This window comes from Erythrobacter sp. AP23, from assembly GCF_001542855.1.
Lineage (GTDB): Bacteria > Pseudomonadota > Alphaproteobacteria > Sphingomonadales > Sphingomonadaceae > Qipengyuania.
The window spans coordinates 448,040-468,254 of sequence record NZ_LNBY01000015.1 but is presented as its reverse complement, the minus strand read 5'-3'; the positions used below and the strand labels follow the sequence as shown (position 1 = coordinate 468,254).

Annotated in this window: 20 protein-coding genes; 11 read left to right on the top strand and 9 right to left on the bottom strand. The window is 63.9% G+C overall.

Translation table 11 applies throughout. The features are described from left to right. Window positions 1-4 precede the first annotated feature (4 nt). Both ASS64_RS09070 and ruvB read right to left on the bottom strand, forming a co-directional pair. The gene (locus ASS64_RS09070) at window positions 5-901 is read right to left on the bottom strand and encodes an MYXO-CTERM sorting domain-containing protein (protein ID WP_067692953.1); all 897 of its coding nucleotides are present in this window, start codon (window positions 899-901) and stop codon (window positions 5-7) included. A gap of 219 nt (window positions 902-1,120) precedes the next feature. Then, complete coding sequence (gene ruvB / locus ASS64_RS09065; protein ID WP_067692952.1) at window positions 1,121-2,146, bottom strand: Holliday junction branch migration DNA helicase RuvB; 1,026 nt, start codon at window positions 2,144-2,146, stop codon at window positions 1,121-1,123. A 62-nt stretch (window positions 2,147-2,208) separates the two neighbouring features. On the opposite strand from ruvB, the gene ASS64_RS09060 reads away from it, so the two are divergent. Beyond that, entirely contained in the window at window positions 2,209-2,544 is a 336-nt protein-coding gene (locus ASS64_RS09060; RefSeq protein WP_067692950.1) for a GIY-YIG nuclease family protein, read from the top strand. 43 nt (window positions 2,545-2,587) lie between these two features. Here the strand turns inward: ASS64_RS09060 and ASS64_RS09055 are convergent, their stop codons facing one another. After that, window positions 2,588-2,962, bottom strand: coding sequence for a hypothetical protein (locus ASS64_RS09055; RefSeq protein WP_067692947.1), 375 nt, complete (start codon window positions 2,960-2,962; stop codon window positions 2,588-2,590). Then, window positions 2,959-3,564: a Holliday junction branch migration protein RuvA gene (gene ruvA, locus ASS64_RS09050; protein WP_067692944.1), complete on the bottom strand. Its 606-nt coding sequence runs from the start codon at window positions 3,562-3,564 to the stop codon at window positions 2,959-2,961. The genes ASS64_RS09055 and ruvA overlap by 4 nt, the downstream gene beginning before the upstream one ends. A gap of 158 nt (window positions 3,565-3,722) precedes the next feature. Here ruvA and aroC point away from each other — a divergent pair, with 158 nt between their 5' ends. The 5 genes from aroC to katG all read left to right on the top strand — a co-directional run bounded on the left by aroC (window position 3,723) and on the right by katG (window position 10,660). Beyond that, entirely contained in the window at window positions 3,723-4,805 is a 1,083-nt protein-coding gene (gene aroC, locus ASS64_RS09045; protein WP_067692941.1) for a chorismate synthase, read from the top strand. Window positions 4,806-4,894: 89 nt separating this feature from the next. After that, window positions 4,895-5,743, top strand: coding sequence for a CPBP family intramembrane glutamic endopeptidase (locus tag ASS64_RS09040; protein ID WP_067692938.1), 849 nt, complete (start codon window positions 4,895-4,897; stop codon window positions 5,741-5,743). Between the two features lie 178 nt (window positions 5,744-5,921). Beyond that, window positions 5,922-6,488, top strand: a complete 567-nt coding sequence (gene ahpC, locus ASS64_RS09035) for an alkyl hydroperoxide reductase subunit C (protein WP_067692935.1) — start codon at window positions 5,922-5,924, stop codon at window positions 6,486-6,488. 170 nt (window positions 6,489-6,658) lie between these two features. Next, the gene (ahpF, locus tag ASS64_RS09030) at window positions 6,659-8,248 is read left to right on the top strand and encodes an alkyl hydroperoxide reductase subunit F (protein ID WP_067692933.1); all 1,590 of its coding nucleotides are present in this window, start codon (window positions 6,659-6,661) and stop codon (window positions 8,246-8,248) included. A 195-nt stretch (window positions 8,249-8,443) separates the two neighbouring features. Further along, the gene (gene katG / locus ASS64_RS09025) at window positions 8,444-10,660 is read left to right on the top strand and encodes a catalase/peroxidase HPI (RefSeq protein ID WP_067692930.1); all 2,217 of its coding nucleotides are present in this window, start codon (window positions 8,444-8,446) and stop codon (window positions 10,658-10,660) included. A 169-nt stretch (window positions 10,661-10,829) separates the two neighbouring features. On the opposite strand, the gene ASS64_RS09020 is transcribed toward katG, so the two are convergent. The 3 genes from ASS64_RS09020 to ASS64_RS09010 are packed head-to-tail and all read right to left on the bottom strand — an operon-like array spanning window position 10,830 to window position 13,261. Then, window positions 10,830-11,396, bottom strand: coding sequence for a Smr/MutS family protein (locus ASS64_RS09020; RefSeq protein ID WP_067692929.1), 567 nt, complete (start codon window positions 11,394-11,396; stop codon window positions 10,830-10,832). Next, complete coding sequence (locus ASS64_RS09015; RefSeq protein ID WP_067692926.1) at window positions 11,393-12,580, bottom strand: murein transglycosylase A; 1,188 nt, start codon at window positions 12,578-12,580, stop codon at window positions 11,393-11,395. The genes ASS64_RS09020 and ASS64_RS09015 overlap by 4 nt, the downstream gene beginning before the upstream one ends. A gap of 27 nt (window positions 12,581-12,607) precedes the next feature. Next, on the bottom strand, window positions 12,608-13,261 hold the full coding sequence (locus ASS64_RS09010; RefSeq protein WP_067692923.1) for a Tim44/TimA family putative adaptor protein: 654 nt from the start codon (window positions 13,259-13,261) through the stop codon (window positions 12,608-12,610). Window positions 13,262-13,526: 265 nt separating this feature from the next. On the opposite strand from ASS64_RS09010, the gene secB reads away from it, so the two are divergent. The 5 genes from secB (at window position 13,527) to ASS64_RS08985 (ending at window position 17,999) form a co-directional block, all read left to right on the top strand. Then, on the top strand, window positions 13,527-14,060 hold the full coding sequence (gene secB, locus ASS64_RS09005) for a protein-export chaperone SecB (RefSeq protein WP_067692920.1): 534 nt from the start codon (window positions 13,527-13,529) through the stop codon (window positions 14,058-14,060). A gap of 29 nt (window positions 14,061-14,089) precedes the next feature. Beyond that, on the top strand, window positions 14,090-15,661 hold the full coding sequence (gene murJ / locus ASS64_RS09000) for a murein biosynthesis integral membrane protein MurJ (protein ID WP_067692917.1): 1,572 nt from the start codon (window positions 14,090-14,092) through the stop codon (window positions 15,659-15,661). Between the two features lie 4 nt (window positions 15,662-15,665). After that, window positions 15,666-16,679, top strand: coding sequence for a tryptophan--tRNA ligase (gene trpS, locus ASS64_RS08995; protein ID WP_067692914.1), 1,014 nt, complete (start codon window positions 15,666-15,668; stop codon window positions 16,677-16,679). Between the two features lie 164 nt (window positions 16,680-16,843). Beyond that, window positions 16,844-17,548, top strand: a complete 705-nt coding sequence (locus tag ASS64_RS08990) for a DUF4136 domain-containing protein (RefSeq protein ID WP_067692911.1) — start codon at window positions 16,844-16,846, stop codon at window positions 17,546-17,548. A 157-nt stretch (window positions 17,549-17,705) separates the two neighbouring features. Further along, window positions 17,706-17,999 (top strand): hypothetical protein, encoded by a 294-nt coding sequence (locus ASS64_RS08985; RefSeq protein WP_157075124.1) that lies wholly within the window; start codon window positions 17,706-17,708, stop codon window positions 17,997-17,999. Here the strand turns inward: ASS64_RS08985 and dut are convergent. Both dut and ASS64_RS08975 read right to left on the bottom strand, forming a co-directional pair. Further along, window positions 17,996-18,457, bottom strand: a complete 462-nt coding sequence (dut, locus tag ASS64_RS08980) for a dUTP diphosphatase (protein ID WP_067692906.1) — start codon at window positions 18,455-18,457, stop codon at window positions 17,996-17,998. The genes ASS64_RS08985 and dut overlap by 4 nt on opposite strands. After that, on the bottom strand, window positions 18,450-20,150 hold the full coding sequence (locus ASS64_RS08975) for a phosphopantothenate--cysteine ligase family flavoprotein (protein WP_067693183.1): 1,701 nt from the start codon (window positions 20,148-20,150) through the stop codon (window positions 18,450-18,452). The genes dut and ASS64_RS08975 overlap by 8 nt, the downstream gene beginning before the upstream one ends. Between the last annotated feature and the right edge of the window lie 65 nt (window positions 20,151-20,215).

Sequence of the window (20,215 nt, the reverse complement as noted above, 5' to 3'; positions counted from 1 at the left end):
CGGATCAGGCGCCGCGCTTGATGCGGAACTTGCGGCGGCCGAGAATCGCGGCGGCCGCCATCCCGAACAGTGCCATCATCGGCGGGGCGGGCACTTCGGTGCCGCCGCTGCTGCTCGAGGTCGACGAGCTGGTCGAGGACGAGGTGGAGCTCGACGTGGATGTCGAAGAGGAGGTCGAACTCGACGTACTGGTCGAGGACGACGAGCTCGTGCTCGAAGTGATGTTGCCGCTGGTGGTCGAGACCTCGCCGGTCGAGGTGGAGACACCTCCGGTCGAGGTCGAAACCTCGCCGGTGCTGGAGCTTGTGGTGGTCGATACTTCGCCCGTCGAGGTCGAGGTCGACGAACCGCCGGTCGAGGTCGAGGTAGAGCTACCGCCTGTCGAGGTGGTGGTCGATACGTCGACGATGACGTCGCCCGGCTCGCCGCCGGTAGTGGTGGTCGAATTCACGACCACACTGCCGCCGCCGCTCGATCCGGTGAAGAATCCGCCGAAGAAGCCGCCACCGAAACCGCCGCCGAAGCCGCCACCGCCGCCTCCGCCGATCGAGCGGGCAGCACCTCCACCACCGCTGACCGGCGCCGATGCAGGCAGCGGGGGAACGGGAACGGGCGCCATCGCCTGGCGATAGACCGGCGGGCAGATGTTGTCGGGATTATAGGCCGCTTCGGGCGATTCGGCGGGTATGCATTCGATCTGCCGCGGGATCGTGCGAGCGCGCGGCACGGTCGGCCGAGGTACGGCACGCGGCTTGGCCTGCTTGACGTATTTGACCTGCTTCGACTTGTATTGCGGATCGTCGGTGATCGGCTTTTCGGCGACATGCACCGCACCGCCCGCGAGCAGCGCGCCACCCGCCGCGGTGGCCGAGAGTTTGGCGAGAGCTGACTTGACCGACATCGTTAAACTTCCTCTTGCGACCGCGCGAGGGAAAGAGAAAAATCCATCCCCTTTCGCAATCTTGGACCACCAATGCGAATCCCCGTTTAGGGTCCCCGAATGAATTTACTGATCGCTCATGCACCCAGAAAGTAAATTTTTCGCGGAATTGCGAGGGTTGTGCAAGCCCCGTCCCGTTTCGGGACCCTCGGATGTGGCTTTCTTACCGCGCGGGTAAGCCTATTTGTCGAACATATCGCCCTGCGGCCTCGATGGCGGCGACAGGCCGAGATGCGCCCAGCCACCATCGTTGAGGCAGCGCCCGCGCGCGGTTCGCGCGATCAGGCCGAGTTGGATGAGATAGGGTTCGATCACCTCTTCGACCGTGTCGCGCGGTTCGGAAAGCCCCGCCGCCAGCGTCTCCACGCCGACCGGCCCGCCTTTGTAGGTGGTCGCGATCATGGTCAGATAGCGCCGGTCCATTGCATCGAGGCCGAGCGAATCGACTTCGAGTCGCGTAAGGGCCTCGTCGGCGACCTTCGCCGTCACGATCTCCTCGCCCAGCACCGAGGCGAAGTCGCGCACGCGCCGCATCAGGCGGCCTGCGACCCGCGGGGTGCCGCGCGAGCGGCGAGCGATCTCGCGCGCGCCGCCCTCGTCTATGCCCATACCGAGCAGCCCCGCCCCGCGCGTAACGACCTTGAGCAGCTCGTCCTCGGTGTAGAAATTGAGCCGCACCGGGATTCCGAAACGGTCGCGCAGCGGCGTCGTCAGCAAGCCCTGCCGCGTGGTGGCGCCGACCAGCGTGAAGGGCGGCAGGTCGATCCGCACGCTGCGCGCCGACGGCCCCTCGCCAATGATGATATCGAGCGCGCGGTCCTCCATCGCCGGGTAGAGCACTTCCTCGACCACCGGATTGAGCCGGTGAATCTCGTCGATGAACAGCACGTCGTTGGGCTCGAGATTGGTGAGCAGCGCGGCGAGGTCGCCCGCCTTGGCGATTACCGGACCACTGGTGGCGCGGAAGCCGACGCCCAGCTCCTTCGAGACGATCTGCGCGAGAGTGGTCTTGCCCAGCCCCGGCGGACCGAAGAACAACACATGGTCCATCGCCTCGCCGCGCTGCTTGGCAGCCTCGACGAACACACGCAAATTCTCGCGCGCCGCCTTCTGCCCGACGAATTCCGCGAGCGATTTGGGGCGCAGGGCGGCGTCAGGGTCTTCCGGCTGCCGATCGGGCGAATGGAGGGCGACGGGTTCGGTCACATCACCCTCATACCGTCATGCTGAACTTGTTTCAGCATCCATTGCGCGGCAATCACCCACGCATGTCGTTCGAGCGAAATCCGTGCGTCTACATCCTCGCGAGCCAGCCGCGAGGAACGCTCTACATCGGCGTCACCTCCGACCTCGAAAAACGACTTTGGCAGCACCGGGAAGGGATTACCGGTGGATTCACCGCGCGCTACAAGGTTCACCGCCTCGTCCGCTTCGAGATGTTTGGTGACATGGAGGGCGCGATCCTGCGGGAGAAGCAGCTGAAACGCTGGCACCGTCAATGGAAGATCAACCTGATCGAGCAAGACAATCCGCATTGGGATGATCTTGCGGTGGGGCTGGGCTTCGATCGGCTTGCTTCGCACAGGAGGACAGATGGATCCTGAAACGAGTTCAGGATGACATTGGGAAGAGCAAGACTTGTCCGTTTCACGATTCGATCCCGATTACCCGCGCAACACCGTAGAATACGCCCAGCGCTGCGATCGCCGCGATTAATTGCCATAGCGGAACGAAGACAAGAACGAGGCCCATCTGAGCATCCGGTGCGGAAGCAATGAAGGTGTTGTAATAGGCCCATATCCCGAAACCGGACAAAGCTATCGCGGCGAATGCGCACGGGATGCGAAAGCGTTTGACGAGGCACAGCAACGCTACAGGTGCAATCGCCCAAGCAATAATGGCCAGGTAAAGCTCCCACAACCACACACCGCCCGACGAGACAATACTCATCATGAAACCCAGCACTGCGAGCGTGTAGACTGCCAGTATCGCCAACCGCCAGTCGCGCGCAACGAAGCTCATCCCGCTGCCCTCTTCAGCGCGACGCGGATGAGGTCGCCCTCGCTCGCGTCTTCGCCCAGCTCGCCCTGCGCCGCTGCCACCGCGCGTGCGGCCACGGCGGGCTTGAAGCCGAGGTTCTCGAGCGCGCTTACCGCATCGGCGCTGGCGCCGCCCGCCGGTGTCGCTGCCATCGTCGCGCCAGCCATGCCGCCGCCCGGAAGTGCGCCGGCCTTGTCCTTCAGCTCGTTGACGATCCGGCCCGCCAGCTTGGGCCCCACCCCGTTGGCGCGCGCAATCATGGCCGCATCGCCATTCGAGCAGGCCGCCTGCACCTCTCCGGTCGACAACGCGGAGAGGATCGCCAGCGCCACCTTGCTGCCCACGCCCTGCACCTGCGTCAGCAGGCGGAACCAGTCGCGCTCGGCGGCCTCGGCAAAGCCGAGCAGGCGCATGTCGGTCTCGGACACCTGCAGGTCGGTATAGACGGTACACGCCTCGCCCACTTCGCCCAGCGCGGCGAGCGTCTTGGTCGAGCAATGGACGAGGTAGCCGACGCCCGAGACGTCGATCACCGCCCAGTCGGTTCCGGTTTCGTCGAGCAGGCCCTTGAGCTTCGCAATCATGGTTTGTTCTTTACGCTAACCGCTTCAATTTGCCAGTGCGCCCACCTCCTTCTCCCCGTTCGTCTCGAGCGAAGTCGAGAGACTGACTTGGCGCGAGGAGAGAAAAAGGTGTCTCGACTGCGCTCGACACGAACGGGGGTTGGGCTAGAAGTGGCTCCATGAGCTGGAACACATTCGGACGCGTCTTGCGCTTTACCACCTGGGGCGAAAGCCACGGCCCCGCGATCGGCGCGGTGGTCGACGACTGTCCGCCGGGAATCGCGCTGTCGGAAGAGGAGATCCAGCCCTTCCTCGATGCGCGGAAGCCGGGCCAGAACAAGTTCACCACCCAGCGCAAGGAGCCGGACGCGGTCCGCATCCTTTCGGGCGTGTTCGAAGGCAAGACCACGGGCACGCCGATCAGCCTGCTGATCGAAAACACCGATCAGCGCTCGAAGGACTATTCGGAAATCGCTAGGACCTATCGCCCCGGCCATGCCGACTATGCCTATGACGCGAAATACGGCTTGCGCGATTATCGCGGCGGCGGGCGGTCGAGCGCGCGCGAGACGGCGATGCGCGTGGCGGCGGGCGCGGTGGCGCGAAAGGTGATCGACGAGGTCAGCATCTTCGCCTATGTCGCCGAAATCGGCGGCGACCGCATCGACCCGGCCAATTTCGACCGCGAGGAAATCGCGCGCAATCCCTTCTGGTGCCCCGACCCGCAAGCCGCAAAGCGCTGGGAGGCGCTGGTCGACGAGGCGCGCAAGGCCGGCTCCTCGCTCGGCGCGGTGGTCGAATGCGTGGCCGAGGGCGTGCCGGCGGGCTGGGGCGCACCCGTCTATGCCAAGCTCGACAGCGATCTGGCGGCGGGCATGATGAGCATCAACGCAGTCAAGGGCGTCGAGATCGGCGACGGCTTCGAGGCCGCGCGGCTGACCGGCGAACAGAACGCCGACCCGATGCGCCCTTCCTTAAACGAGGAGGGCAATGACGGCCCGCGGTTCGAGGCCAACCATGCAGGCGGGATCGCGGGCGGCATCTCGACCGGCCAGCCGGTGACCTGCCGCGTCGCCTTCAAGCCGACCAGCTCGATCCTGACGCCGGTCGAAAGCGTGACGCGCGACGGCGAGGCGACCGAGGTCCGCACCAAGGGCCGCCACGACCCTTGCGTGGGCATCCGCGGCACACCCGTGGTCGAAGCGATGATGGCGCTGGTGCTGGCCGATCACAAGCTGCTCCACCGGGCGCAGTGCGGCTGATTGGCCTGCCGACAATTGCGTGAAGAATTTTCCCCGGCCGCGCGAGAATGGGGCTGGACTAAGGGTGTGTTGTATGAACAATACACTCTATGGAACATGCAAAAGACGACGAGCGCGACGCCTGGATAACCCTCTCGATCTTCATCGCAATTCTGGGTGTTATGAGCGCAATCGCCCACTACGCGATCGTCAAACTCAATCCCGCCAGCATCTATGTCGGCCTGCTGATGTGCTGCCCTGCCGCGGCCGCATTCGCCACGCTGAAGCTTAGGGGAAGGACGATCGCCTCGCTGCCCTGGAAATGGGGCAGCTGGCGCGCGAACTGGCAAGGCTATCTGATTCCGACCGCCTATATCGGGATTGCCTACGCCTTCGTCTGGGCCTCGGGTCTGGGCAGCGTGCCCGACCGCGAAACGATCGGCGAATGGTCCGCCGTTCTGGGCCTCGATAGCGGCAACGAGCTCGTCGTCATCTCGACGATGGTCGCCCTGCTCGCAACCATCCAGCTGATCAAATCGCTGGGCACCATCGCCGGCGAGGAGATCGGCTGGCGCGGATTCTTCATCTGGGAGCTGCGCAAGGTCCTGCCTTTCGGCGGCGTGGCTCTGGTCAGCGGACTCGTCTGGGCCGCGTGGCATTTTCCCATCATCATCGTCTATGGTGGCGGCGACACCGCATTCCAGCTCGGCTGCTTCACAGTCATGATCGTGAGCATGTCGGTGATCATGACCTATCTCACCTTCCGCTCCGAAAGCCTGTGGCCCGCCGTGATGTTCCACGCCGCGCACAATATCTTCATCCAGAAGATCTTCAGCCCGCTGACCCTGAGCGACGGTAATACCGCGCTGTGGATCGACGAATACGGCCTCGCGATACCCATCGTGGTGACGGGTATGGCGCTGGTCTTCTGGAGGAAAGCGAAAGCCGAAGGGATGTAGAGTACGTGTCCGCGGCAGGCCCAAGACAGCTCGTAACACCGGGCCTGCCGCGCGTTCCGAAGGTTCCATCGATTTGATCGATTATTTCGATCCTTCCAATCGCAACTTATCGCTTTTGTGCATTGCAACAGGCCTTATCTGACGCCCATCAGTATCAACCCGAACAACGGAGACATTCATGGGTATCATCGGAAGCGAGATCAAACCGTTCACCGCCACCGCCTTCCAGGCGGGAAAGGACTTCTTCGAGGTCACCGAGGAAGACGTGAAGGGCAAGTGGGCCGTTTTCTTCTTCTATCCGGCCGACTTCACCTTCGTTTGCCCGACCGAGCTCGAAGACCTCGGCGAGCATTACGAAATGCTCCAGAAGCTCGACGTCGAAGTCTACGGCGTGTCGACCGACACCCACTTCAGCCACAAGGCCTGGCACGACACCAGCGAGAAGATCGGCAAGCTGAACTTCCCCTTCCTCGGCGACCAGAACCACGTGCTGGCACGCAATTTCGACGTGCTGCGTGAAGGCGCCGGCCTGGCCGATCGCGCGACCTTCGTTGTCGATCCCGATGGCGTGATCCAGCTGGTCGAACAGACCTGCGAGGGCGTCGGCCGCAACGCGAACGAACTGGTCCGCAAGATCCGCGCCGCCCAGTACGTGCGCAACAACCCCGGCCAGGTCTGCCCGGCAGCCTGGGAGGAAGGCAGCGACACGCTGGCTCCCTCGCTCGACCTCGTCGGTAAAATCTAAGCCGTTCATTCCGGCTACAGATCGGGCGCGCTAGCGGCGCCCGTTCATCCGCCCGAGTCAAGACTCGGGTCGCTGGAAGGCCCGGGGCATCTCCCTCCCCCCTCGCCCCGGGCCTTTTCCTCTCTCCCGAATTTTCGAACGCCGTCCCACCGGACGCCCGGAGTCCGCCCATGCTCGATGCAACGATGACCCAGCAATTGAAGACCTATTTCGCCAATCTGCGCGAACCGGTCGAATTGGTCGCTTCGCTCGGCGAGGACGCCAAGAGCGCGCAGACTCGCGAGTTGCTCGAAGAAATCGCAGCGCTGCATGACCTCGTCGGCGCGCAATTCGACGGGACCGACGAGCGCAAGCCCAGCTTCGTCATCCGCCGCGCGAGCGATGCGGAAAAGTGGGTTCGCTTTGCGGGCCTGCCGATGGGGCACGAGTTTACCTCGCTCGTCCTCGCCCTGCTGTGGGCCGGCGGCCACCCGCCCAAGGTCGATGCCGACCTGCTCGAACAGGTCCGCGGGCTCGAGGGCGATTTCAATTTCGAGATGTATTTCTCGCTCTCGTGCCACAACTGCCCCGATGTCGTGCAGGCGCTGACGCTGATGGCGCTCGAAAACCCGCGCATTACCGCCACGCTGATCGAAGGCGGCACCTTCCAGGAAGAGGTCGATGCGCGCGAAGTGATGGCGGTGCCCGCTACCTTCCTCAACGGCGAGCCTTTCTACAACGGCAAGATGGAGCTGGCCGAAATCCTCGCCAAGCTCGACACCGGCAGCGAGGAGAAGGCGGCGGAAAAGCTGTCGGCCAAGGATCCGTTCGAAGTCCTCGTCATTGGCGGCGGCCCCGCTGGCGCGGCCACGGCGATCTATACCGCGCGCAAGGGCTTTCGCACAGGCATCGCTGCCGAACGCTTCGGCGGCCAGCTGCACGACACGCTCGGCATCGAGAACCTGCCCGGCACGGCCTATACTGAAGGCCCCAAGCTGGCGGGCGAGCTCAAGAGCCATGTCGGCGAGTACGAGATCGACCTGATGGATCTCGCCAAGGCGGTAAAGCTCGTCCCTGCCGAAGAAGAGGGCGGTCTGCACACGGTCGAGTTGGGCAATGGCGCAAAACTCAAGGCACGCAGCCTGATCCTTGCGACCGGCGCGCGGTGGCGCAATCTCGGCGTTCCCGGCGAGGCCGAATACCGCAACAAGGGCGTCGCCTATTGCCCCCACTGCGACGGTCCGCTGTTCAAGGGCAAGCGCATCGCGGTGATCGGCGGCGGCAATTCGGGCGTGGAAGCGGCGATCGACCTCGCCAAGATCGTCGGGCACGTCACGCTGATCGAATATGACGACAAGCTGCGCGCCGACGACGTGCTGCAGAAGAAACTGCGCAGCATGGCCAACGTCGAAATCGTCGCGAGCGGCCAGACGACCGAGATCACCGGCTCGGGCGGCAAGGTCGACGGCCTGATCCTCAAGGATCGCGTGAGTGGTGACGAACGGCGCGTCGAGGTAGAAGGCGTCTTCGTCCAGATCGGCCTCGTGCCCAACACCGAATGGCTGCAGGGCTCCGGCCTCGAACTCACGAAGTTCGGCGAGATCGTCACCGACGAAGAGGGCCGTACCAACCTGCCGGGCATTTTCGGCGCGGGCGACGTGACAGACGTGCCCTATAAGCAGATCGTGGTCGCCATGGGCGAGGGCTCGAAGGCAGGGTTGTCGGCATTCGATTACCTCATCCGGACCGAGCCCGCCGAGGATATCGCGCAGGCCGCCTGACTTCGTTACGCTACGGACACGAAAGCGTCGCCATTCCAAAAGGATGGCGACGCTTTTCGCATTTGGGGTGCGTTTCGCCGCCTCATCGCTTGCAGCAATCAAATCGACGCAATTAATCGATTGGACGAATAACCGACAAAGGCGCATCCCTGTCTGCACGAGATATCAGCGAGTCTCAGGAGTGGAGAGAGAACGATGGATGCCAAAACCGGTGAAATGAGCGGCTGCCCCTTTCATGGCGATGCGGGTACGCGCGACCTGCTTGGTCGAACCAATCGCGACTGGTGGCCCGATCAACTGCAGCTCGACATCCTCGGCCAGAGCGGGCGCAATCCCGATCCGATGGGCGAGGATTTCGACTATTGCGAGGCTTTCAACGCGCTCGACTACCAGGCACTGAAGAAAGACCTGACCGATCTGATGACCGACAGCCAGGAATGGTGGCCGGCGGATTACGGTCATTACGGTCCCTTCTTCATCCGTATGGCTTGGCATGCTGCGGGCACCTATCGCACGGGCGACGGGCGCGGCGGCGCGGGTAGCGGGCAGCAGCGCTTCGCCCCGCTCAACAGCTGGCCCGACAACGGCAATCTCGACAAGGCACGCCGCCTGCTGTGGCCGATCAAGCAGAAATACGGCAAGCATATCAGCTGGGCCGACCTGTTCATCCTGACCGGCAATGTCGCGATCGAATCGATGGGCGGCCCGGTGTTCGGATTCGGCGGCGGGCGCAAGGACGTGTTCGAGCCCGAGCTCGTCTATTGGGGCACCGAGGAACAATGGGTCGATACCGGCGCGGAAACGCGCATCATCCCCGATGAGGGCAAGGCGCTCGAAAACCCGCTGGCCGCGATCCAGATGGGCCTGATCTACGTCAATCCTGAAGGGCCGGGCGGCAATCCGCACGATGCGGAAGGCATGGCGCGCGACATGCGCGAAACCTTTGCCCGCATGGCCATGAACGACGAGGAAACCGTGGCGCTGACGGCCGGCGGACATGCGTTCGGCAAGGCGCATGGCGCCAAGCCCGCGGACACGTTCGGTTCAGCGCCCGAAGGCGAGAACCTGCACCGCATGGGCTTCGGTTGGCTGACCGATCCGGAAGAAATCGAGAAGGGTCATATTACGACCAGCGGGATCGAAGGCGCGTGGACGCCGAACCCGACACAGTGGGGTGGCGACTATTTCCGCCTGCTGTTCAAGTATGATTACGAACTCGTCCAGTCGCCCGCTGGCGCGAACCAGTGGCAGCCGATCGATCCGGAGCCCGAGGATATGGCGCCCGACGCTCGGGACCCGAACAAGAAGGTCCCGACGATGATGACCACCGCCGATATGGCGCTGAAGCGCGATCCGGAGTATCGCAAGATTTCCGAACGCTTCCGCGACGATCAGGCCGCGCTCGACGATGCTTTCGCCCGCGCATGGTTCAAGCTGTGCCACCGCGATATGGGTCCGAAGGTCCGCTACCTCGGCCCGGAAGTGCCCGATGAAGACCTGATCTGGCAGGATCCGATACCCGAAGGCACCACCCCCTCGGACAGTGCGGTTGCCGACTTCAAAAAGGCGGTGCTCGATAGCGGCCTTTCGGTCGGCGAGCTGGTCAAGGCAGCCTGGGCCTCGGCCTCGACCTATCGCAATTCGGACCACCGCGGCGGGGCCAATGGCGCGCACATCCGCTTCGACGCGATCCGCAACTGGGCGGTGAACGACCCGGAAGAGCTGGGCAAGGTGCTCGACAAGCTCGATGAGCTGCGCGGCGATATCTCGATGGCCGATGCCATCGTGCTCGGCGGTGCGGCGGCGATCGAGAAGGCGGCCAGGGACGGCGGTTTCGAGGTCACCGTTCCCGTCACCACCGGTCGCGGCGACGCCACCGAAGACCAGTTCGATGCCGAAAGCTTCGAACCGCTCGAGCCCTTCGCCGACGGCTTCCGCAATTATTTGAAGACCAAGGCGTCGGTGAAGACCGAGGACATGCTGGTCGACCGGGCCCACCTGCTCGGCCTTTCCATGCCCGAAATGACCGCTCTGGTGGGCGGCATGCGCGCACTAGGCGCGGTATCGAAGCACGCGGCGCATGGCAATCGCATCGGGGTTCTCACCGATCGCCCCGGCGTGTTGTCGAACGACTTCTTCACCAACCTGCTCGAAATGGGCACGGTGTGGGAGGTGGTCGACGAAAGCGGCGACGAGGAATTCGTAGGCAAATGCCGTCTGAAAGGCGATGTGAAGTGGCACGCGACGCGCACCGACCTCGTCTTCGGTTCGAATTCGCAGCTCCGCGCCGTTGCCGAGGTCTATGCCGAAAACGGTAACGAACAAAAATTCGTCGACGATTTCGTCAAGGCCTGGACCAAGGTGATGGACGCTGATCGTTTTGACATTCTGTACAAAAAGTATAATGATTGATGGTCAGGCGACCAAGCTGGTCGTCCACCGAGGGCCCCCGACCAAACGTCGGGGGCTTTTTTGTTATCGATGAGAGACTTCCGAGCGAGCGCGGCTCCATGCGCAGTCCGCCTGAGCCGGATCGGAAGCCGACCAACACGGAAAGGTCTTTGAAAGCCTGGGTCGCTGCTTAGCGCTCGCGCTTGAGGACGATGTAGAGCGCCCCGTCGCCGCCATGCCTTTGGTGCGCGCGGCGGACGGCGGCAACGGCTGAATGGTGATTGGACGCGGCCAGCCAGTCGAGCACCTTGGCGCGAATCGCCCCGCGCCGCGATCCGCGATCCGCCGCCTCGACGGGACGCGGTTTGCCGGTAATCAGCAAGATCGTGCGCGCCCCCATGCCGCGCGCTTGCGCCACCCCGCTCATCAGCCGGTCGTAGGCGGCATCGAGATTGTGCCCATGCAGGTCGAGCGTCAGTTCAGGTTGGAGCGTGCCCGATTTCAGCCGTCGATCCCAATGCGAATCCAGCCCCCGATCCAGACGTGGCGGCGGTGCCGGTGCAGGCGGTGCGACACCGGCGGGCTTCGGCACTTTTGGAAGGCGGACTTTCCCAGCCGGTTCGGGCGCCGTCGGAGCTTGCGCCTCGTGCGCGGGGCGAGGCTGGACGGGCTTGAGCGGGTGAAGCGGCACAACCGTCGCCGCCAGCCTGTCCCATGCCTCGCTCTCTTCCGCAGACAGGCCGCGCGGCGCGCTCATCGCCGCGCTTCGAGACGCTCGATCGTCCCGCGCGGCAACAGGACCAGCGCCGACCCGCGTGAGCTCATACTGCCGGCGATCTCGCGCGCATCCGCGCCATTGCCCCAGAAGGTGTCGAAGCGATTGGCGCCCTTGATCGCGCCGCCCGTATCTTGTGCGATCCACAGGCCGTCGGCGACGTCGCTGTCCATATCTAGGAAGACCGGCGCGCCATAGGGTACGAAATTGGGATCGACCGCAACCGAAGCTTCGCGTCGCACGGGCACGCCGATCGAGCCCAGCGGGCCGTCGGTGTTAAGTTCGCGGAAGAACACCCAGCTCTTGTTGAGTCGCATGATGTCGCGTCCCTCGGCCGGATTGTCGCGGATGAAGGCCATGATGCCCTGCATCGACGTGGCATAGGGCGTGCCTTCGCCGATCAAGCCGCGTTCGCGCATGACGCGGCCTATGCCGACATATTCCCGCCCGTTCTGCCCGGCATAGCCGATTCGCATCAACGAACCGTCGGGCAGGCGCAGCAGGCCCGATCCCTGAATCTGGAGAAAGAAGAATTCGACCGGGTCCGCCGCCCAGGCGATTTCCAGCCCGCGATTTTCCAGCGCGCCCAGCTCTATCTCGGTGCGATCGTAGAAGAGCACGAACTCGCCATTGTCGTCATAGCGCCCCAGCGGCGGGCGTCCTTCGCGCTCGCTCTCTGGCATGTCGGCAGGCCAGGCGCGGGTGAGTTCGGGCGGCACCGCATAGATCGGCACGTCATAGCCCGGCGCGCGCCTGCGGCTGCCGCGAATCTCGGGCTCGAAATAGCCGGTGGCGAAGGCCGCACCGTCGCCCACGCGCGCGGTTTCGAAATAGCTGGTGAAGAAGCGCCGTGCATCGGTGACCGGCCAGCTTGCCGCTGCCTCGCATGCCGGACGCCAATCCTCGGCAAAGGTCAGCCCGCTGGCATCGTCGCGATTGAGAATCGAGGGGCACGATTCGATGAAAGATACGAGCGCGGTTCCGGCATCTTCGGGCGAGAGGCCGAGAGACCCGACGCTCTTGCCATTCGATATCGGGGCAAAAGCGGCGCTCGATACGGTGCCTGGCGGAAGCGGGCCGGCTGGTTGCGGGGGTGTGGTGTCGGGGACCATGCGAACGCAGGCAGCCAGCGCCAGCATCGCCGCGATCGCCATCAGCTTGCGCATGTACCCCTCCCCGGATGCAGCGGAGCGTCAGCCCTCGTCGGTCTCGTCGAGCACCCAGTTGGGATCGGCGGCATCGATATTGCGGCTGAAGGTCCACACATCGCGGCTTTCGATCGCATCGTCCATCGAGCCGGCGATGACATTGCCATCGGCGTCGCGCGTGACTGCGGCGATGTCGGCCACGAACAGGACCGAAATGCGGGCCGTGCGTCCATCGAGTTCGGCCGAACGCACACTCGCATCCTCGATCCGGATGAGGCGATTGTCGAGCGTTTCGCCCGCACCCTCGCGCGCATCGATCACGCTGGCGAAGCTTTCGTAGACGTCATCGTCCGCGAGTTCGCGCAGCGTTTCCTTGTCGCCCTTCCAGAAGGCCTCGAGGATCATGCCGTAGGCACCCTTGGCGCCTTCGAGGAAGCCGAGCAGGTCGAATCCCGTATCGGCCGAGGCGATCGCGCGAATGCCCGCCTCGTTCGCCGGCGCGCGATCATCGCCCGCGCGCAGGACAACCGGCTGGCGCACGGGGCGTGGAGCGACATCCGCTGCCGGCGGCGCGTCGCTGCGTTCGAACCGGTGCGGAATGACCTCCTCCTCATGCTCGGACCGGCGGCCGAGCACCGAATAGAGCCGCAGCCCCAGAAAGGCGGCGATCATGGCGAGGATAACGATCTCGGTGATCACGTAAGTAACCTGCTTCCCTGCATCTGATTGCGGAAGGCGATACGCCCCCGGCAGTCCAACATTCTTACTGCCCTAGATAGGAAAGAATTACAAACCGACAATGGGGCTGCGATGAACAAGCAGATGCGCGACGACGGCCGTAACGGGCGATGCCCTGCGCATTGCTACACACGTTCGACAGTGCTAGGCGCGCGCCCCGACAGTCCGGCGCGGCCGCAAGCGCCATACCCGGATCCAAATTCGGATAATTGGAAAGCGACTACTCATGGCCGACGAAGGCGACGTTCTCACCGATCTCAACATGGATCCCGCAGCCGGCGCCAATGGCGCCGACAACCAGCCCAGCGCCGGCGTGATCTCGCAATACATCAAGGATCTGTCGGTCGAAAATCCGAATGCGCCGCAATGCTTCCAGTGGAACGAGCAGCCGCAGCTCGACGTGCAGGTCAATATCGCCGCCGACAAGGTTTCCGACGAAGTCCACGAAGTGACGCTGAAGGTCACCGCCACCGCCAAGACCAGCAAGGGCAATCTCTACCTCATCGACCTCGCCTATTGCGGGTTGATGGGAATGCGAAACCTGCCCGATGAAGCGGCACACGCCTTCCTTTTCGCCGAGGCGCCGCGCATCCTGTTCCCCTTCGCGCGTCGTGTCATCGCCGATGCCAGCCGCGACGCCGGTTTCCCGCCGCTGATGCTCGACCCGATGGATTTCGGCGCGCTCTACCAGCAGCAGCTCGCGGCGCGCGCGCAGGAACAGCAGGCCCAGGGCGCGACCCCGCCGGCCGGCGACGCCTGAGCGCCCGATTTGCAAGGGGGCTCTGACAGGTGAGCCTGCTCAGAAACGTCGGCACGATCGGCGGGCTGACCATTGTCAGTCGCGTGGCCGGGATGGCGCGCGAGATGATCTTCTCGCGCGTCCTCGGCGCCAATGCGGTGACCGATGCCTGGTTCCAGGCATTCATCATTCCCAATGTCTTTCGCCGCCTGTTCGCGGAAGGCGCGTTCTCGGCGGCCTTCGTGCCGATGTTCTCCAAGCGCCTCAATGGCGAGGGCGGCATCGAGGACGCCCGCAGTTTTTCCGACGATGTGCTGAGCGTATTCTTGCCGGTGCTCATCGCCCTGTGCGCAGTAATGATGCTGGCCATGCCCGGCGTGATCTGGCTCTTGAGCGAAAAGCCCATCGATCCCGGCGAATTTGCGATGGCGGTCGATTTCGCGCGGATCATGTTCCCCTACATCGTGCTGGTCAGCCTGGTGACGCTGTTCACCGGCATGCTCAATTCGGTCAGCCGCTTCGCGCCGGGGGCCAGCTTTCCGATCATTCTCAACCTCGTGCTGATCGCCGCGCTGCTGGGTGGCGAATATGCGATCGGGACGCTGGGCTGGAATATCGAACAGGTCGCCTATGCCATTGCTTGGACGGTGACCGGGGCGGGCGTGATACAGCTGTCCTGGCTCTATTACTGGACCCGCATCGAGGGCTTTCGCCCAAAGCTGCTGTGGCCGCGGATCACGCCCGAGGTAAAGCGTCTGTCGATCATCGCGCTGCCCGCGGCGATCGGCGGCGGTGCCTACCAGATCAACACGCTGGTCCAGCTCTATTTCCTCAACCAGCTGGCCGACGGTTCGGTCAGCTACATGAACTATGCCGACCGGCTGAACCAGCTTCCGCTGGGCATCATCGGCATCGCGCTATCGACCGCGATCCTGCCGACTCTGTCCAAATTCGTCGGCAGCGAGAACAAGGACGGCGCCGATCGCATCCAGTCGGATGCCATCGAGCTGTCGATGCTGCTGACCATTCCCGCCGCGGTCGCGCTGGCCGTATGTGCGGTTCCCTTCGTCACGATGATTTTCCAGGGCGGGCGCTTCAGCATCGAAGACGCGGCCATCGCAGGCGAAGTGCTCGCGGCGCTGGTGCTTGGCCTGCCAGCCTATGTGCTGGTCAAGGTGCTGGTGCCCAATTTCTACGCCCGCGCGGACACCAAAACGCCGGTGATCGCGGCCTTCATCTCGCTCGCGGTCTTCATCGGTTTCAACCTTGCCTTCCTCCAGCGATTCGGCGTGATCGGCGTCGCCTACGCCAGCGTGATCGGTGCCTGGATCAATGTTGGGTTCCTCTATCTCGTGCTGCTGAAGCGCGGGTATTACGCGGTGCCCGGGGCCCTGTTGCTGCGTATCGCCCGGCAGTTGTTCGCTGCGGGCGCGATGGGTCTGGCCTTGTTCTACGCCCGCGATTTGCTAACCGACTGGTTCGCCGCGGGACTGTTCGCGCGTCTCGCAGCACTTGCGGTGCTCGTCGCCTGTTCCGCCATCGTCTATTTCGGCGTCGCCGTTGCGGTCGGCGCGATCGACCGGCAGCGCATCGCTGCCCTGACCCAAAAGAGAAATCCCTGATCCCATGCGCGTAGTTTCCGGAATTCAGCCCACCGGCAATCTCCACCTCGGCAATTACCTTGGGGCGATTCGCAATTGGGTGCGGATGCAGGATGGCATGGAGGACGGGAACCTGTGCCTGTTCTTCCTGGCAGACCTCCATGCGATCTCGCAGCCGCACGATCCGATCGAACTCAAGAAGGGCACGCTCGAAATGGCTGCCGCGCTGGTGGCCTGCGGGATCGACCCGCACAAGAGCGTGGTGTTCAACCAGGCGCAGGTCCCTGCCCATGCCGAACTGCAATGGCTCCTCAACGGCACTGCGAGGATTGGCTGGCTCAACCGTATGACGCAGTGGAAGGACAAGGCGGGCAAGAACCGCGAGGGCCAGTCGGTCGCGCTCTTCTCCTACCCCGTGCTGCAGGCGGCCGATGTGCTGCTGTACCAGACCACGCACGTCCCGGTGGGCGAGGACCAGAAGCAACATCTCGAACTCGCTCGCGATATCGCGCAGAAGTTCAACAACGACTTCGCTTCCGAAGAGGCACCCGTCTTTACCCTGCCCGAGCCGATCGTGCCGCCGCAGGCCGCGCGGATCATGAGCTTGCGTAATGGCGACGCGAAGATGAGCAAGTCGGACCCGTCCGACATGAGCCGGATCAATCTGGCCGACGATGCCGATACGATCATGAAGAAGGTCAAGAAGGCCAAGACCGATCCCGAACCGCTGCCGAGCGAGGCGGGGGGGCTCGAAGGCCGGCCGGAAGCGCTGAACCTCGTGACCATCTACGCCGCGCTGTCCGACCGCAGCGTCGACGACATCCTCGGCGAGTTCGGCGGCGAAGGTTTCGGCACATTCAAGCCCGCGCTGGGCGAATTGCTGGTCGAGACGCTGCGTCCGATCTCGACGCGTTTCGTCCAATTGCTTGACGACCGCGAAGCGCTCGACGCGATCCTGGCGCGCGGCGCCGCTCAGGCCCGCGAGCTCAGCCGGCCGACGCTCGATGCGACCTACTCGGCGCTCGGCCTCGTCCGCTAAGCCTTTCGAAAACGCCATCAAATGTGAATCCGGACATTCAATCCGGGTTCATCGCCATTCGTCTATCGTGTAGAACATCAACTGGCAGTGTGCCCCGGGGGAACGGCTGGCTGCCCAAATAGGCGTATCCCGATGGATGCGCCGGTGGTCGAAAGGGACTTAGAATGACCGACCTTAAGAAGGGCTGGGGGCGCAAACTCAAGCTTGCCTCCGTTCCCATGATCCTCGCAGGCCTTGCCGCGTGCACCACGCCGTTCAAGGCCGATGTGTCGCGATTCCAGACGCAGCTGCCCGCGCCGCAAGGCGAAAGCTATTACGTGGTGGCGGACGATCCGGCGCTCGCCGGCGGGCTCGAATTCGCCCAATATGCCGACCTCGTCGAAGCGCAGATGGCGCGCCTCGGCTATGCCCAGGCCGCAACGGTCGATGACGCTTCGCTACTGGTCCGCTTCGACTATGGCGTGGACAATGGTCGCGAACGCGTGCGCACGACCGGCTTTCACGACCCGTTCTATTCGCCATGGTACGGCTATCGTTCGCGCTTCGGCTATCGCACCCGGCTGGGATACTACCACCCGCGCTTTGCCGGGCGGCGTTGGGGTTACGGCTTCTACGATCCGTGGTTCGGCGGGCCCGAAGTGCGCAGCTATACGGTCTATACCAGCGGGATCGACATGAAGATCGACCGCGCCGCCACCGGCGAGAGGCTATTCGAAGGCAAGGCGCAGGCCGTCTCGACCTCGAACCGCCTGCAATATCTGGTACCGAATCTCGTCGAAGCCATGTTCACCGACTTCCCCGGCAATTCGGGCGAGACGTTGCGCATCTCGATCGCGCCGGAAAAGACCACGGTGCGCCGGATCGACTGATCCCGGGCGATACAAATCGGAATATCGAAAGGGCGGCCTGCCGAGCGGGCCGCCCTTTTTCGTTCGATTTCTTCTGCCTGAACCCAAATTCGCTCGACATGCTGCATGGTAGCTTGCGCGTACCGGCTCCTATAGTGGCGGACAAAGGAGAGGCGAAATGATCCAGTCCAATCGCAGCACGCACCCGTTGCGATCTTTCCGCAGCGTCTACTGGAGCCTAGCGCTACTGGCATTGATCGTCCCGGCGATCGCCATGCGATTCAGCAGCGAAGTGGTATGGGACTTGCGCGATTTCGCCGCAATGGCCGTGCTGCTTACCACGCTCGGTATCTGTCTCGAGTTTATTCTACGGTTTGCGAGAGCAAGTTTCGCGCGCCGGATCGGCGTGGCGGTGGCAATTGCAACCGCCGTGCTTCTTTGGGCCGAGCTTGCGACCGGAAGCGTCATCTAGCCGAGTTTTGCATGCCCCCCGGTCGAACCAAATCCGCCCGTACCACGGTCCGTTTGGTCTAGTTCGCCAACCTCTTCCCATGCGGCCTGGATAACGGGGGCGAGTACCAGTTGGGCGATGCGGTCGCCGCGCTCGATCGCGAATTCTTCGGCGCCGTGATTGATCATGATGACCTTCAGCTCGCCGCGATAGTCGCTGTCGATCGTGCCCGGCGTGTTGGGCACGGTGATGCCATGTTTGAGGGCAAGGCCCGAGCGCGGGCGGACCTGGATTTCGAAGCCGGGCGGGATCGCCACTGCGAAACCGGTCGCGACTGCGTGGCGCTGGCCCGGCTCGAGCGTCAGCTCTTCAGCGGCAAGCACGTCCATCCCCGCGGCACCCCGCGTCGCATAGGCAGGCAGGGCGAGCCCTTCTCCATGAGGCAGGCGCTTCAGGCGAACGCCGACGGGATCATTCATGGCCGTCCTCTACCGGTTCGAGCGCTTCGGCGGCACGGCGTACCAACTCGCGCGCGACGTCTTCCTTGGGCATTTCGGGGAGGCTTTCGATACCGTGTGCGGTGACGATATGCACCTGATTGAGATCGCCACCCATCACGCTGTCACCTTCCGCGCCCGAGACGTTGTTGGCTATGATCCAGTCGGCCCCCTTGCGCTTGCGCTTGGACTTGGCGTTTTCGACCACGTTCTCGGTTTCGGCGGCGAAACCGATCAACAGCGTGGGGCGCTTGTGCCCGGCCGCGGTGCTGGCGAGAATATCGGGATTCTCGGCGAGGATCAGAGCGGGCGGCGCAGAGCCGCGCTTCTTCATCTTCTCGCCCGCGACATGCTTGCTCTTCCAGTCGGCCACGGCGGCGACCATGAAGGCGATGTCGACCGGCAGCGCGCGGCGCACTTCCTCGGCCATGTCCTCGGCGGTTTCTACGTCCACGCGGTCCACGCCCACCGGCGTCGGCAGATGGACCGGGCCGGCGACCAGCGTGACGCGTGCCCCGGCAGCGGCGGCCATGGCGGCAATTGCAAAGCCCTGTTTCCCGCTGGAGCGGTTGGCGATGTAACGCACCGGATCGATCGGCTCACGCGTCGGACCGGCAGTGATCAACACGTGCTTGCCATAGAGCGGACGGTGTTCGGGATCGGGATCGAAGGCGGCCTGACCGGCAAGCGGCGATTGGTCGAAGGGTACAGCCGCAGTCGCCATGTCATCCGCGCTCTCCTGCGGCATGGCGCGCATATCGTGGCGGGCGATCTCGAGATTGAGTGCTTCCGGATCGGTCGGCGGGGCGGAGGCCGCCTTGCCCTTCTCGGCCAGGATCGGCCCCGCATCCGCAGGCGGCTCGACCGGTTCGGGGAAGTCCTGTGCATCCGGCGCTTCACCTTCGGGCACCTCATCGAGTTCGGCCTCGATCTCGTCATGGCTGCGCTTTTCGGTCGAGCGCGGAATGATCATCGCCAGCAGGCCGCCAAGCCCTCCGCCACTGTGTTCGACTTCATCCTCGTCCTCAGGCTCGAGCGGCTCGTGGAGGTCGTCCTCGGTTTCCCCGACCTCATCGGCTGAAGGCGCCGCAAGCTGCGCCGGCGCCGCAGCGGTCAGCTCGGGCACCTCGATGTCGAGATCGAGTTCGTCGGCGATCCGGGCGAGGATCGACGGCGGCTCGGGCATGCGGCCGGGACCGAATTCCCCGCAAGCCATCGGGCCCTCGTCCGGGTCCATCACGGCAACGCCCGCCTGGCGCAACCAGTCGGCATTGCGCTGCGTTGCCGCATGTTCCCACATCTTCACATTCATCGCCGGCACGGTCAGTACCGGCTTGTCCGTAGCGAGGATCAGCGTGGTGGCCAGATCATCAGCGATGCCAGCAGCCATTTTGGCGAGAAGGTCGGCAGTGGCCGGGCATACGACCACCAGATCGGCTTCGCGGCTCAACTGGATATGGCCCATCTCGACCTCGTCCTTGAGATCGAACAGCGAGGTATAGACCTTGTTCTCGGACAGCGCGGCGAGTGCCATGGGGGTGACGAATTGCTGCCCGCCTTCGGTCAGCACGCAAGTTACCTCCCCGCCCGCCTTACGGATCAGGCGGACGAGTTCGCACGACTTGTAGGCCGCGATGCCCCCACCGATGACGAGCAGGATCTTCGGGCCGCTCACGTCATGCGCCCCGCAGTCTGCGTTTCGCCCGCGCCCTGTCGCGCGGATCGGTGAATGGATACCCA